At 49.6% G+C, this 14103-nt stretch carries 15 protein-coding genes; 3 read left to right on the forward strand and 12 right to left on the reverse strand.

What is annotated here, in order from left to right; all coding sequences use genetic code 11:
- The first annotated feature begins 146 nt into the window (after positions 1-146).
- Positions 147-1886 carry an ABC transporter substrate-binding protein gene (locus GCU48_RS09685; protein ID WP_152379868.1) on the forward strand — a complete coding sequence of 580 codons (1740 nt, stop codon included), beginning with the start codon at positions 147-149 and terminating at the stop codon, positions 1884-1886.
- A gap of 207 nt (positions 1887-2093) precedes the next feature.
- On the opposite strand, the gene GCU48_RS09690 is transcribed toward GCU48_RS09685, so the two are convergent.
- Entirely contained in the window at positions 2094-3494 is a 1401-nt protein-coding gene (locus tag GCU48_RS09690) for a helix-turn-helix domain-containing protein (protein WP_152379869.1), read from the reverse strand.
- Positions 3495-3706: 212 nt separating this feature from the next.
- Between GCU48_RS09690 and GCU48_RS09700 the strand changes: the two genes are divergently transcribed.
- Positions 3707-3952: a DUF6953 family protein gene (locus GCU48_RS09700; RefSeq protein ID WP_025717036.1), complete on the forward strand. Its 246-nt coding sequence runs from the start codon at positions 3707-3709 to the stop codon at positions 3950-3952.
- A gap of 35 nt (positions 3953-3987) precedes the next feature.
- Here GCU48_RS09700 and GCU48_RS09705 read toward each other — a convergent pair whose 3' ends face one another.
- On the reverse strand, positions 3988-4158 hold the full coding sequence (locus tag GCU48_RS09705; protein WP_244316173.1) for a WYL domain-containing protein: 171 nt from the start codon (positions 4156-4158) through the stop codon (positions 3988-3990).
- Between the two features lie 101 nt (positions 4159-4259).
- Between GCU48_RS09705 and GCU48_RS09710 the strand changes: the two genes are divergently transcribed.
- A complete protein-coding gene (locus GCU48_RS09710) occupies positions 4260-5033 on the forward strand; it encodes a Gfo/Idh/MocA family protein (protein WP_244316175.1) in 774 nt (257 codons plus the stop codon).
- 42 nt (positions 5034-5075) lie between these two features.
- On the opposite strand, the gene GCU48_RS09715 is transcribed toward GCU48_RS09710, so the two are convergent.
- From GCU48_RS09715 to GCU48_RS26875, 10 genes are all read right to left on the reverse strand, one after another.
- Positions 5076-6092 (reverse strand): asparaginase, encoded by a 1017-nt coding sequence (locus GCU48_RS09715; protein ID WP_152379870.1) that lies wholly within the window; start codon positions 6090-6092, stop codon positions 5076-5078.
- 237 nt (positions 6093-6329) lie between these two features.
- Complete coding sequence (locus GCU48_RS09720) at positions 6330-7097, reverse strand: amino acid ABC transporter ATP-binding protein (RefSeq protein ID WP_152379871.1); 768 nt, start codon at positions 7095-7097, stop codon at positions 6330-6332.
- A 4-nt stretch (positions 7098-7101) separates the two neighbouring features.
- Positions 7102-7818, reverse strand: coding sequence for an amino acid ABC transporter permease (locus GCU48_RS09725; RefSeq protein WP_025717032.1), 717 nt, complete (start codon positions 7816-7818; stop codon positions 7102-7104).
- Between the two features lie 30 nt (positions 7819-7848).
- Positions 7849-8658 (reverse strand): transporter substrate-binding domain-containing protein, encoded by an 810-nt coding sequence (locus GCU48_RS09730; protein ID WP_025717031.1) that lies wholly within the window; start codon positions 8656-8658, stop codon positions 7849-7851.
- Between the two features lie 139 nt (positions 8659-8797).
- Positions 8798-9583, reverse strand: a complete 786-nt coding sequence (locus GCU48_RS09735; RefSeq protein ID WP_152379872.1) for an ABC transporter ATP-binding protein — start codon at positions 9581-9583, stop codon at positions 8798-8800.
- Positions 9580-10560 carry an ATP-binding cassette domain-containing protein gene (locus GCU48_RS09740; protein ID WP_370880940.1) on the reverse strand — a complete coding sequence of 327 codons (981 nt, stop codon included), beginning with the start codon at positions 10558-10560 and terminating at the stop codon, positions 9580-9582. The genes GCU48_RS09735 and GCU48_RS09740 overlap by 4 nt, the downstream gene beginning before the upstream one ends.
- Complete coding sequence (gene nikC / locus GCU48_RS09745) at positions 10560-11375, reverse strand: nickel transporter permease (protein ID WP_152379873.1); 816 nt, start codon at positions 11373-11375, stop codon at positions 10560-10562. The genes GCU48_RS09740 and nikC overlap by 1 nt, the downstream gene beginning before the upstream one ends.
- A 14-nt stretch (positions 11376-11389) precedes the next feature.
- Positions 11390-12319, reverse strand: a complete 930-nt coding sequence (nikB, locus tag GCU48_RS09750; RefSeq protein ID WP_152379874.1) for a nickel ABC transporter permease — start codon at positions 12317-12319, stop codon at positions 11390-11392.
- 15 nt (positions 12320-12334) lie between these two features.
- Positions 12335-13915, reverse strand: coding sequence for an ABC transporter substrate-binding protein (locus tag GCU48_RS09755; protein ID WP_152379875.1), 1581 nt, complete (start codon positions 13913-13915; stop codon positions 12335-12337).
- A complete protein-coding gene (locus tag GCU48_RS26875; protein WP_155983939.1) occupies positions 13912-14085 on the reverse strand; it encodes a hypothetical protein in 174 nt (57 codons plus the stop codon). The genes GCU48_RS09755 and GCU48_RS26875 overlap by 4 nt, the downstream gene beginning before the upstream one ends.
- Between the last annotated feature and the right edge of the window lie 18 nt (positions 14086-14103).

Genomic DNA, 14103 nt, shown 5'->3' on the forward strand with positions numbered 1-14103 from the left:
GGTAAATACCTCCACAAATATGCTTTATAACCCTTATTGTAGATGATAAAATAAGAAGATAAAGAGAAATTAATCGGAACAAAATTTCCTATTTTATAAAAACAGGTGCGCCTTAATTACGTATAAAGGAAACGGAGCGACTATGAATGAAACTTCATGCCCAATTTTTGCAGCTTCACTCACACACCGCTGACGATAAAAATGAGAATCATACCGTGGAGATTACGTTGGATGAGCTGGCGGCTATTTTTGACTGCACCCATCGCAACGCCTTGATGATCGTCCAGAAAATGGAGCAGCATGACTGGATTCAATGGACTCCCCGCCGGGGCCGGGGCCGCCGCTCCAGCCTGCGCTTTCTGATCCAGCCGGAGGACATTGCCGTGCAGTCCATGATGCAGGCCATTGACCGCCATGACATTAAGCGTGCGCTGGATGAAATCCGGGCCCATTCACGCTCCTCCACAATGCAGGAGCATTTGCAGGGCTGGCTGCTGAATTACTTCGGCCATCACGCGGAGGTGCGCAGCGATCAGCAGCAGATCGACACGCTGCGTCTGCCTATTCGCCAGCAGCTCTATACGCTGGACCCGCTGTATTTGAACTGGCTGGCCGAGTCCTTCGTATCCAGCCACGTCTTTGATGGGCTGGCCCGCCGCGCGAATGAAAGCGGCGAGATTTTGCCAGGGCTGGCGCATGCCTGGGAGGTCGACGCCACCCGTACACAGTGGACCTTTTTCCTGCGCAAGGAAGTGCTGTTTCATAACGGCAAAATATTAACCGCTGATGACGTCGTTTATACCTTTGAGCGACTGCGTCGCGCGCCGGGAAGGAGACTGTACCATTTTATCGTCCGGCAAATTCAGCACGTACAGGCACTAAGTCCGACCATGGTACGCTTCGAGCTGAAGGAGCCGAACGAGCTGTTTCTGTCCTTTCTGTGTACCAGTCGGGCTGCGATTGTGCCGCGTGAGCTGAATCAGGCTGGAGAGGCTGCCTTTGGCATCCGACCTGTCGGTACAGGCGCGTTCAAGGTCACAGAGATGAATGAAAGCCTCTGTACGCTGGAAGCTTTTGCGCCTTATTTTCAAGGCCGGGCACATCTGGATCGAGTGGAGATCGTACAGCTCCCGTGGGCGGCCAAGATGGAATCGTCGGATATGGAGGATATCGCTTCTTCATTTCATATCATCCACAATCCAGTATCGGCGGGAGGTACAGATGCCGCATGGAGCCAAATTCACTCGGCGGCCTCGGTACGCAAATTTATCACATGCAATACACACAAGGATGGGCCGCTACGCAATCCGGACGTGCGCGCCCGAATCGTAGCGTGCCTGGAGCAGCGCAGCCTTTCTTCCCAAGAGGTGGGGGCGTCTGACGATGCATATGAATCACTGGCGGCGTTGCAAATCGCCACTATTCCCGAGTATAGAGCGGATGCAGACCGGGTCGCGACCCGGCTAGAAGCCTGGGGGTATACCTGTAATATCGTAGCCGCGTCCATGAATGAGTTTAAAAGCTCATCAATTCGCATGGAGTCGGATCTGATCATCTTCTCTCTATTTCGTGATCGTGATGAGCAATTGCGCTTATTTGATCTGTATCTCAATGTGTCCGGGCACGTGGAGCCGCATAGTCGCGTCGATATCGAAAGACTGCTGCGTGAAATTGCACGCGAAGCCGATCATACCATCAGGGCACGTCAATTCGAGCATATTGAAACACGGCTTATCCAGGAGCATCAACTGCATATTTTATACGAAAAACCCGTTCAGACGGCCTATCTCCCCTCTGTGCGTGGCGTATCTTTTAATAGCCAGGGCTGGGTGGATCTGCGTCACGTCTGGTTTCCACCCGCTTTACCTCCATCCGCCAATCCTTGAGCCAAGCAGTCATTCGAGTGTAAGGGCAAGATCCAAAAAAGGTATCCTCTTTACAAGAGAATACCTTTTGGGATACCGCTATCCAGAGCTTTTCAAACAGACGTATCAATAGATGAAGAGTTCCACCCTCCCAATCCATGACTGTGAACCTCGCTAGGATCTTCTAGTGGTGGGGTAACGAGTGGAGAATTCAATAGGATAAAAACATTAAATGCGAGCAGAGAAAAAACGATCTTTTTTATCATGGATGTACTCTACCTCTCCAAGTAAGTTTTTATATTCCTCTTTGTCCTCAGAAGAAGCAGTATGCCGATACTTTTCGAATAATCCCACACATTTGATGGTGACAGGATTACCATTCAGCATTACGGAATAAGAAAGGCTCTCCAGCAAGAATTTCATTCCTTTGGTATAACGATCTTTATTGAGATCATAACAAGCCATCTCTGCCAAAAATCGTGCATAGAGATCTGCTGACATTTGCTCTGTATAGGTTCCTAACTTGGCATGCTGATCTGCTAATGCCTCAATTTGTTTTTCAAAACGCTGCAGTACATGATCGACATTAAAATCGTAACGGTTGGCCGCCACCATAATTTTATGCAGCCCTGCCAGAATTTCGCCTTCGTTTTTCTCCAAATAGTCTACATACTGTGGAATTACATCCAGGCTGCCGGACATCAACTGATAGAGATACCCGTTGGCCTCAGCCCAGTTGCTACAAAGGGCCTTCAAACGACGTGCTTCTTCCGTGTCCTCTTTTACCCAGCTCAAATCCGAGTACAAGGATACATATTCCAGTGCCTTCTGATAATCCCCACGCTCATCACATACCCCGGCGCGCAGCACATAAGAGTATACAATATACATAAACAAAGGACTCTTGGGTTCCTTGCCACGCTCTGATCTTCTGGTATTTCCATATTTTTGTTCGTATTGCACCTTGGCTTTTTGACACATTTTCTCAGCCAGCCATTCTACTTTATCCCAACGTCGCAAGGAGGCATAGGTATTAGCCAGGTCTCTTAAGGCATCCAGCTGGTCTGCTTCACCCAGTCGGTCCACAAAGCTTTCAAAGTGTGTAGCCGCCCATAAAGTTTCGTCCTGATCATCACCAATGGCAATCGTAAATAACCGATACTGGCAAAGAGCCAGACGCTCGGAATGTTGGTACTTCTCGCTTTCTGAAACATTTTTATAGATAATGGCCGCAGCCTCGTACTTGCCTTTTCCGAATAGCTCTTCTGCCGTCTCAAATAAAGCCGGGGCGTATATGAGATAGTCCATCATAAACTCCACGACCTGCTTAATACAATCCAGTTTGTTCAGCTCTGCACAGCGATGCAAAAATGGACGAACCCGTCGCCAATTCGGTGCTGTATTCCGTATAAACTCATCAATATACAACTCATAGAGGCTCCCTTCCTCAAGCCCCATGCCTGCGGCAATCCGATCCAACAGGAGCATCGCGATCGGCCGATTGCCGTTAATGATGGCACTGATCGTTCCTGCATTAATACCTGTGTTCTCCCCAAACTTGCTAATCGTAATTCCTTCTCGTCTAATATACTGCTCCAGCTCTGCGCGAATTGTGGTTGTTTCCTTCAAATCAGGCACCCCCAGGGATTACTTACATGTTTCAATAAAAAAAAGAAAATTCCCGTGAATATTCCCTTAATTATACAAAAGAAAGCCCACTTCGCCAACCGCCCAGGTGAATTTATTTCAAAAATTTCAATAATTCTCCGAATTGCCGTATACTACGGGGAGGTGAGCCGAACGGCTGCACTCAATCGGTATGCAGGAAAGGATACAAAAAAATGGACAATTCCCCTACAACAGAACAACAAATCGCACAATGGATGGTCGCGCAGATCCGTGAAGTAGGCACCCTGAAGCAGGAAGATGCAATTGCATATGTACGCTCTGCGTATGGAGAGCAGTATGTGTTTATAAGCGAGCATGGTCATGAATCTCTGGAAAAAGAAATCAAAAAAGCATTCCGCAAGCTTCATGGCGGCAGAATAGCCTGGGACCGTGATGGATTCCTCTGGGCCTGGACTTAACAAGCAAAAGCATCTGCCCGTGGGCAGGTGTTTTTCTAAATTCCTGCATATAGCTTTTGGAGTCGGCTGATTTGTTCCTTCACAAACTGTCGAAGTGCCGCAGGCTCCATAATCTCACCCCGGCCGATCCAATCCATAGCATCGCGGCAAGCCGCTTCATAACTATACATATTGACTGTCAGATCTAAATAACCCTCTCCCTGCACGGACTGGATGATTTCCAGCCTGTTCGCTATGATTCCAGCTTGAGCTGCAAAAGCTGAGAGAGGAACTGAACGTTGAAGTCACACAAAATATAGAGGATATTTTGCTGGATTCAGACGTGGATATCGTCGATCTGTGCCTGCCCTCCCACCTGCATAAGTCATATGCCATTGCTGCGCTCAAGCGCGGAAAGCATGTGTTTTGTGAAACGCCGGTTTGCTTTGACCTCGAAGACGCTCTGCTTATGCAACAAGCTGAAAAGCAATATGGTAAAAAGATTCTGGTCAACCAGTTCATTAAGTTTGATCCTGCCTATACCTATCTGTACGAGGCTCATCGTCAGCAAAAGTACGGGAAGCTTATTTCCTTGTCCTTGAAAAGGGAAACGCCTCCCTTGTGGGGCGATCTTGGACTAAGCTCCATCCCTACTCAGTTCATGATTCATGAACTGGATTTATTGGCATGGCTGCTGGGCCCCTGTGACCCATGCACGGTCTGGGGTACAGAGGTTGCCCATCCTGAACAGGCGCAGGTCCGGGCTTATTTTCAGCCGCAGGATACGTTCACAGAAGTCATTGCCTCTTCCCATATGCCGGCAAGCTATCCATTCACGGTAGCCTATGAAGCTTACTTTGAAAAGGCCAAGCTGGTATTCCATGAAAGCAACGAAAATGATCCTATATCTACTGCATTATATGAGTATACCGCATCAGGGCAGCAAAAAATCAACCTCGAATCCGCCAATCCGTACGAAAAAAGTCTGGATCATGGCCTTGAATGCTTTGATGGGCATGCGGAATGCCTGATTCCACTGGAACAAGCCATTCAATCGTTGGAAATGGCTATTAAGATTAAGCATAGATTAGAGCAATCTTAGCGTTAACCCGATGTCTCCAGCAGTTACGGTCGTCAACCTCCCTTACAGGGAGGTTGTGTCCGTAGGCAAGGAAACTTCGTCCACATAGTTGGTTGCCATAATCTTGGCTACCCCTGCGGGGTCGGTGGTCTGGCCTAACGCCCACATCATTTTTGTTACAAGCGCCTCCGTAGTCATGTCATACCCCGGAATAACACCCTTCTCCAGTACCTTCTGCCCGACCTCGTAAATCGTCAGATCCCCGCCCTCATAGGGACATTGAGTAGTCACGACAATACTCATGCCGTCCTTCATCAATTCCTCGATTTTGCTGATCAGGCTTCTTTCCTTGAAAGGTACGCCGCCCATGCCAAAGCCCTCAATGACGATACCTTTATAGCCTAAGCTCTGAATAGCATCAAAAATCGCCGGATTCGTACCCGGAATCAGCCTGAGCAAAAATACCTCCGCAGCATACCCGTCATTATACGGGTAGCGAATGGTACTACGATTAGCAAATACGCCGTCCGAATAGACCACCTTGCCGTTCTCCACGAGTCCAATGTATGGATAGTTAATACTCTCAAAAGCATTATAGCTGCGTGTTCTGATTTTGGAGCTGCGGCTGCCGTTAATAATTTTGCCGTTAAATACGACAAAAACCCCTGCCACCTCGCCACATGCGGTCAGGAATGAGTCGATTACATTTTTTTTGGAATCGCTGTGCTCGGCCAAAATGGACACCTGTGAACCTGTCACAACGACGGGCTTGTCTACGCTTCCCAGCATGAAGCTCAAGGCAGAAGCTGTATAAGCCATTGTATCCGTGCCATGTGCAATGACGATACCATCGTATTGATCGAGGGAACGGTGTACCATCCGGGCAATTGAAGCCCAATCCTCCGGTTGTGTATTGGTGCTATCAATGCTCATCAGATTGTGGGCATCAATATCGCAAATTTCCTTGAGCTCCGGAATTTCCGCCAGAATATTCTCAGCCGATTGGGTCGGAGTCAGGCCGTTTTCCTGGTAGGAGGAAGAAATCGTTCCACCTGTGTTGATGAACAAAACCTTTTTCATGTGCCAATGTTCCTTCCCGATTACATCTTCACTTTATTGTTTTTAGAATTTATCATGAATAAGTGTGATAAGCTACTTTGCTATGGAAAAGAATTGTTGAAGGATGGTGCCAAAAAAGCACGTCAGACAAACGCAGGTTCTCATTTCTCCCGCGATGGGTCTAGCGTGCTTTTTACTCTATAAACAACACTTACTCTAAAGACAACCACTCTTGACCTACCCTTATTCTGCGACATTTTACGGAGTTACCGGTTGCACCTGTAGTGTTCTTTGTCCCAACGCTTTCCCCAGGAACTGGCGGGTCCGTTCTTCCTTCGGATTGGTGAAAAACTGCTCCACCGGACCCTGCTCCACAATGACGCCATGCTCCATCAGCACGACCCGATCCGCTACATCCCTCGCAAAACCAAGCTCATGTGTGACAATAATCATCGTATTGCCTTCACTTGCTACTTTTTGAATGACAGACAGCACTTCATCCACCAGTTCAGGGTCGAGTGAGGAAGTCGGTTCGTCGAACAACAGCACTTGCGGATTCAGCGCCAAAGCCCGGGCTATGGCAACACGCTGCTGCTGTCCACCCGAAAGCTGGGCAGGATAGTGGCTCATGCGATCCTTTAATCCGACCTTTTCCAAAATTCCTTCACTGATCTCCCTCGCCTGCTTGCGATCCAGCTTTTTTACACTGGTCAGACCGATCATCACATTATGGAGTGCATTCAGGTTTTTGAACAGCTGGTATTGCTGAAATACCATCGCCGTTGCCATACGCAGCCCGAGAATGTCCTTTTTACTCGCCTTGGTCGCATCTACCTTTACATTGTCAATTTCAATGATACCGCTCGTCGGCTGCTCCAAAAAGTTAATACTGCGCAGCAGCGTGGACTTCCCCGATCCGCTCGGGCCCAGGATCACCACAACTTCTCCCTTGCCTACGGTCAGGTCTATACCCTTTAACACATGATGCTGTCCAAAATGCTTATGGATTTGATGAAGTTGAATCATGCCCTTACTCACTTCTTTCGTAAATTCGAATCCGCTTCTCCAGCACGACAAGCCCGCGTTCGATAATGATACACACCAGCCAGTAGATTAGAGACACCGCAACATACACCTCAAAGAAAGCCAGCGCCCGCGCACCCATAATTTTGGCTTGTCCCATCATATCGACGACACCGATCATAAAAATAAAAGATGTATCCTTCACCGTACTAATCAGCGTGTTCCCCAGATTGGGCAAAGCTACCGTTAACGCCTGTGGTAGTACAATTTTGAGCATAATCTGCGTCTGACTCATCCCGATGGAATTGGCAGCCTCAAATTGGCCCCGGTCGACTGAATTAATCGCCGCCCGGAACGTCTCCGACAGATACCCCCCGAGGTTCAACGAAAATGACAGCAGCGCGAACAGCTCAGGTGGAATCACGTAGACATTAAATTGCTGCAAGAACCCATATTCGCTCTGAAAATAATACAGAAACTTGGGTATTCCGTAATATACGAGGAACAACTGCACGATAAGCGGCGTTCCTCGGATGTAGGAGACATACAGCGTAGACAATTGTGCCAAAACAGGCACCTTGTATATCCGAATTAAGGCCGTGGCCAACCCGATGATCGAACCCAGCAGCATGGACAATAACGCAATCCAGAGTGTTACGGGGAGATACTCCACAATCTGGGGAAGGCTTTTCAGCATATAATCAAGGTCAAACAGCTTTTCCATAGGTACCCCACTTTACCCTTTACATTGTTGTTACTGAGGAATAAATTCTCCGCCTGTCCATTGTTCAGACAGCTTTTTCAGCGTTCCGTCTGTTTTAAGCTCTTTAATAATCGGGTCGATTTTCGCTTTCAGCTCCTCACCCTGCTTATCCTTTTTGAGCACCAGGTTAATGTTGTCACTTTGTACCGGATCGCCCACAGCTTCCACCTGCAAGCCTTCCTTTTTAATCGTTGCCGCCACCATAACCGGATCATTCACATAGGCATCCACCCGGCCATTTTGCACATCCTGCAGGTTGTCGGACGAAGTGCCTGTATCATTATATTTCAAAATGATTTTATTTCCGTTCTTCGCATTATACTGCTCTAGCAATTGTGTGTAGGAATCACCTACCGAGGCGGCCACCTTCTTGCCTTCCAAATCCTTGAGAGAATGAATATCGGTTCTACCCTTTTTCACAACAATGACGGATTGCGCCTGGAAGTAGGATTCATCCGAAAACAGGTATTTTTGCTCGCGCTCGGGATTTTTGGCAACTTCATCTGCCACCACCTGAATTTTGTTCGCATCCAGTGCAAGGAATATGGCATCCCAGCCCGAAGGTACAAACTCAAACTTGTAGCCGTCCAGCTTCTTGTCAATCTCCTTAATGACGTCCACATCGTATCCGGTCAGTTCATTTTTATCATTCACAAAAGCAAATGGCGGGTAGTCATTTTGTGTGCCGACATAGATCACCTTATCCCCCGATGCCGCTTCCTTCGAGGAACATCCGCTCAAGGCTCCGGTCAGTAACACAAGAGAAAGGCCAAGCGCTGCAACAAAAGCAGATTTTTTCATATGTGATGTCCCTTCTTAATCCAAGTGATTTACTATGATTTTATATTATAGCGGGTTATTCAAATAATACAACAGATAAATTTGATTTCAATTACTTATCCATATGCTGCACAAAAGGAACCCTTTGAAGTTACCCGTTCTAATTTTCGACCGCTAACGTCTGAAATAAGGCGCGCGTGTATTCATGCTCTAGCAGGCTTTGATCCCCATCCTTGAATATTTCCACGATTTCACCCTGATACATAACAGCAATCCGATCACAAAACGGGCGGGTGGATTGAAGATCGTGAGTGATGAAAAGGTAGGATAACTGGCGTTCTATCTGCACTTTCTTGAGCACGTCGAGCACGGAGGACTGCGTTGCCGTATCGAGATTAGCGACCGATTCGTCGAACAGGATGATTTCCGGCTCCACCGCCAGCGCACGGGCGATGCATACCCGCTGCTTTTGTCCGCCGCTTAGCTGCGTTGGATATTTCTCCAGGCTGTCAGCCTCCAAGCCTACCGATTCCAGCAGGGATAGGCAAATATCCAGCGCTTGCGCTTTTCGCTCAGGAAAATAGTTGCGGATCGGCTCCAGCAAAATATCCCGAATAGTCATACGGGGATGCAGCGAGGAAGACGAGTCCTGCGCGACCAACTGGATTCGCTTGTACAGATGAATATCCTTCATCCTTCCAGTATGAATGGGCCGATGATCCAGCCAAATCTCCCCCGAGGTCAACGTTTCCAGTCCTAGAATACATCGTGCCAGCGTACTTTTGCCGCTTCCACTCTCACCAACCAGCCCGAGGCATTCCCCCCGTTGCAGTTCCAGGCTCACCTGCTTCACGGCGGCCTGCTCGCCAGCCTGCTGGTTGAACCAGCCTTTCCTCCGTTTGCGGACTGGATAAGCCTTGGTCACTTGCCTCAATTCCAGTATCATTCGTGCATCCTTCCTTCCGGGCTCATCTCCAGCACACGATCTGCCACACGGCCTATGCCCTGACGGTCATGAGAAATCAACAAAATGGTGAGATTAAAGTCCTCTCTCAGCTGTTGGAGCAGTGCCAGAACCTTATCCCGATTGATGACATCCAGTGCTGTAGTAGGCTCGTCGGCAATAAAAAGGCGCGGACCCGAGCTTAACATGGCCGCCAGCAGCACTCTTTGACACATTCCCCCACTTAATTCAAATGGATACGACGACAAAATACGCTCCGGGTCCGCAAACCCGACCTTGCTGAGCAGCGCGTGCAGATAAGCCTCCTGCGATTGCATCGCGCGACCTCCAGCCATCTCAGCTACGCGGCTTATCGTCTGCCTTATCCGCGACAGCGGGCCCTGTAGGGCGGCCTGCCGCGGGGCAGCCAGGGACGGGGCAGCATTAGCGTGCCCCGCCCCCTTCTGTACATGCGGCATCTGGCGCCGCCCATGCAGCCTTAACGTATCCGTCAACTGTGTACGGACGGTACGAATCGGGTTCAACCCGCTCAGCGATTGTTGAATGAGCAGAGCAATATCCTCACGGCGCAGCCTTTGCCAGCGTCGTTCATGGAACGGGACGATGTCTTCCCCGTTATAGTAAATATGCCCTTTCGTAACACCGATTCCCGGCTCCAGCATGCCTGCGATTGCGTGCGCAGTTAGGCTCTTGCCGCATCCGCTCGGTCCGGTCAGAGCCACAATTTCCCCCGGATATATAGTAAAGCTCACATCTCGCAGCAGCGGTTGATGTCCACTGTTCCGCGTTGTTTCCCCGTTCGCTTCCGATTTTCTACTTGCATCCGAACCTTTTCCCTTCCCAATGGCTATTCCTGCTCCTGTACGGCCTATCTCCAAATGTTCCACGTGTAACAGAGATTTGCGCCCGTCCACTCGCTCTAGCATATCGTTTCGACCCATGTCAGTCCGATCCTCCACTATTTCGCCGCCTCCTTCTCCGAAAAGCGGTCACCCAGCAGCTGGCACGCAAGTACAAACAGCATAATCGCCAAGCCCGGGAAAATCATGACATGCGGAGCCACCTGAAAATACGAGGTTGCATCATGCAGCATCACGCCCCACTCTGGCTTGGGTGGCTGTACACCCAGTCCAAGAAAAGAGAGCCCGGCGATCATCAGCACCACGCGCCCGATATCCCATACCGCATAAACAAACAGCTGCGGCTGCACTTGTGGTAATACATAGCGTCTCAGGATGCGTACGTGTGAATTGCCGGAAAGACGGGCATATCGCACATAGTCCTCCTGACAGGCTTTTTGAACCAGGCTGCGGATATAGCGGACATAGCCTGCCCACCGTACCGCAATAATAGCCAAGGTCATGTTAACAAAACCCGGGCCCAAAATCCCTACAATCGCCACCGTCAAAATAATATCGGGAAAAGCCAGCACGCCGTCGATTCCCCGCATAATCAGCTGATCCACACGCCCACGCACATAGCCAATGAGCAAACCTATCGGCAGACTGACACTCAGCGTAGCTACAGTAATCGCACACGCGATTAACACACTCGTCCGAATTCCGTAAATCAGCCGTGACAGTACATCCCGCCCCAGATGATCCGTACCAAAGGGATATTCCCGGCTCGGTGGAGCCAGACGGTTCAGAAGGTCCACGTTCAGAGGATCATGAGGAGCAACCCATGGAGCCAGCACACCGAGCAGCACGATCAAGCCAAACAGCACACCGCCTGTCAGCAAGCTTCCTTTGGAGGAAAGCCGTATCCTTTTCATTTCCAGCCCCTCCCCTAACGCAAACGCAGCCTCGGATCTATCGCCGTCTGGACCACATCTACCAAACACTGAACGCCTACAATTAAAAATGAAGCAAAAATAACATATCCTTGAATCACCGGGTAATCCCGCTGCGTAATTGCATCTATAAAATACTTGCCCAAACCCGGCCATGAAAAAATCGTCTCCACGATAACATTACCTGCAAGCATAAATGACAGATTCGTACCTAACAGCGTAATAATAGGCAGAATGGCATGCTTAAATACCTCAAAAAACAGAATATGCATATGTGAGAAACCTCTAGCTCTCGCCGCTTTCACAAAATTCCGATCGCCCAGCTCCAGCATTTGTGCACGCAGCACACGAGCTTGTACGGCCCCCAAGCCCGCACCAAGGGTCAGGGCTGGCAGCACTAGATTTGTCCAGTTCTCTCTGCCCATGGATGGAAGCCAGCCCAGACAAACGGAAAACAAATAGATCAACAGAAAGCCAAGCCAAAAGGAAGGAATGGACGAGCCCAGCAGAGCCAAAAGTCTGCTCAGACGATCCAATGGGCCGCTGGATTTTACCGAGGCGGCTAGTCCCATCCCCAGAGTCAGCACGGTCATAACGGTAAAGCCCGCCGAGGCCAGCTCTACGGTAGCAGGCAGTCTGTTCCACAGTTCAGCCAGCACAGACTCCTTGGATACATACGAGGTGCCCCAATGCCCTGTGAACACATCCCGCAGCCAGTTCACATACTGAATATGAAGCGGCTCGTTCAAACCCAGCTCCTTCCGCAGCGCCGTCAGCGCCTCCTCAGAGGCAGGTACATCATGTGCGGTAAGCAGAATGGTAGCAGGGTCCCCCGGAGCCAGTCTCATCAGTACAAAAGTCACCGTGGAGACGGCGAATACAATGATGACCAGCTGCGCCGCACGTTCCAGAATAAAACGAATCATAGGATGCACAGCCCGTTATTTCGCAATATCGGATTGCGCTGTAATGTAGTAGTATTCAATCGGATGGGGCGTGAAGCCCTGCACCCCTTTTTTTACACCAAATACATTGTCAGGATGCACAATGAACGACTGCGGCAAATCCGTATTAATGATGTCTAACGCTTGCAGTGTCTCCGTATTGCGCTCTGCGGTATTCTTCGCCAGCTTCAGCTTGCCAAGAATGTTCTCCAGCGGTTTGGAGACATATCGGCTCACGTTAGCTTCGCTTTTCGAGGAATAAAAGGTATCCATAAAATATTGCGGCTCCCCTGTATGGGCCGTCAGCATGCTGTACATGGCAAAATCCCAATCGTTTTTGGTTAACGCCTCGTCGATATTTTCCACCTTGCGAATCTTGACCTGGATACCCTCTTTCAGCAATTGGCTCTGAATGACCTCAGCCATCACAGATAGCTCCGGACGCTGAGGAAAGGTCAGCAGTGTAACCTCGAACGGCTTGCCTTGCCTGGTCCATGTGCCTTGGGCGTCCTTTTGCCAGCCATCCTTCGTCAGCAATTGCTCCGGGGTTCCGTCCAGCGCTTTACGTTCAACCTTCCCGAAGGGAAGAATACTCGGAAATGGACTGCTTGCCTCCGTGCCAAAGCCCCTCATGATGGCGCTCACAATGGATGCGCGTGGAATCAGACTATCCACGACCTTGCGGTTGGCTGCATCCTTGAACACAGGCGACTCCATATTGTACACGATCATGTGGGTACGCAGGGAAGGAGCCGACAGCACCTGCAGCTTGTCGTTTTTTTTCAAGATCTCCGCGTTATCCACCGGAATATCCGTCGCTACATCCACCTCGCCGGATTGCAGCGCCATCAGGCGCGAATTGCCATCCGTAATGAACTTCATCGTCGCTTCAGCCAGCCGAGCCTTCTCTCCCCAATAGCCGTCATAGCGTTCCACGACCAAGGATTGATCCTTGTTGAATGCTTTGATTTTAAAAGCACCGGTCATCGCAGGATAGCTCTGCTCATCTTTCATAGATGCCACGTCCAGCACAATCGTTGACGGATCAGCCAGATTGGACACCAACGCCGCGTTCGGCTGGTTTGTCGTAATTTTCAAAGCCAACGGGCCACTTACGTCAATGGACTTCACATCCAGTAAATCCTTTGCCAGATGGCTCTTCTCGATAGAGCGCAGCAGGGAAGCCTTCACGCTTGCTGCATCCATACGCTTTCCATTGTGAAAAGTAACCTTATCCTGCAAGCTGAACGTCCAGACGGTAGGACTGTCCTGCTTCCATCCTTTCGCCAGCCAAGCCACAGGCTCCAACTTTTCATTCAAACGGACAAGTGTCTCACCTGCACCGGATCGCATAACATCCCAGCTACTATCTCCATGTGGGTCAACGCCTGACGGCTTCCAGGTGTACGCCATCACCAGCTTTTTATCCGCTGCGTTCTGTTGGATAGGTGTCTGCCCGTTCTTGGTAGAGTCGGCCGTTTGATCGGGTGTGGAGCATGATGCCAGAGCCATTACGGCCATAAGCAGCATCAATCCCGTACATATAAACCGTGAACGCCTCCTACGATTGCTTATCATTTTATTAATCCCCTCCATCTTGTAATTCCATCTATATCTAACGCGAAAAAAGCATCCCCGACCGCATGATCAGCAGTCAGAAATGCTTTCATTATAAAATGCCAAAGCTCACCCTCAGCACCCTCTAAAAAAGGGGGATCGGTCGGTTTCAGACATTCCGTATGCAGCACGCCTAACCACCTCCCCAG

The sequence above is a fragment of the Paenibacillus brasilensis genome, from assembly GCF_009363115.1.
In the GTDB taxonomy this organism is placed as follows: Bacteria; Bacillota; Bacilli; order Paenibacillales; family Paenibacillaceae; genus Paenibacillus; species Paenibacillus brasilensis.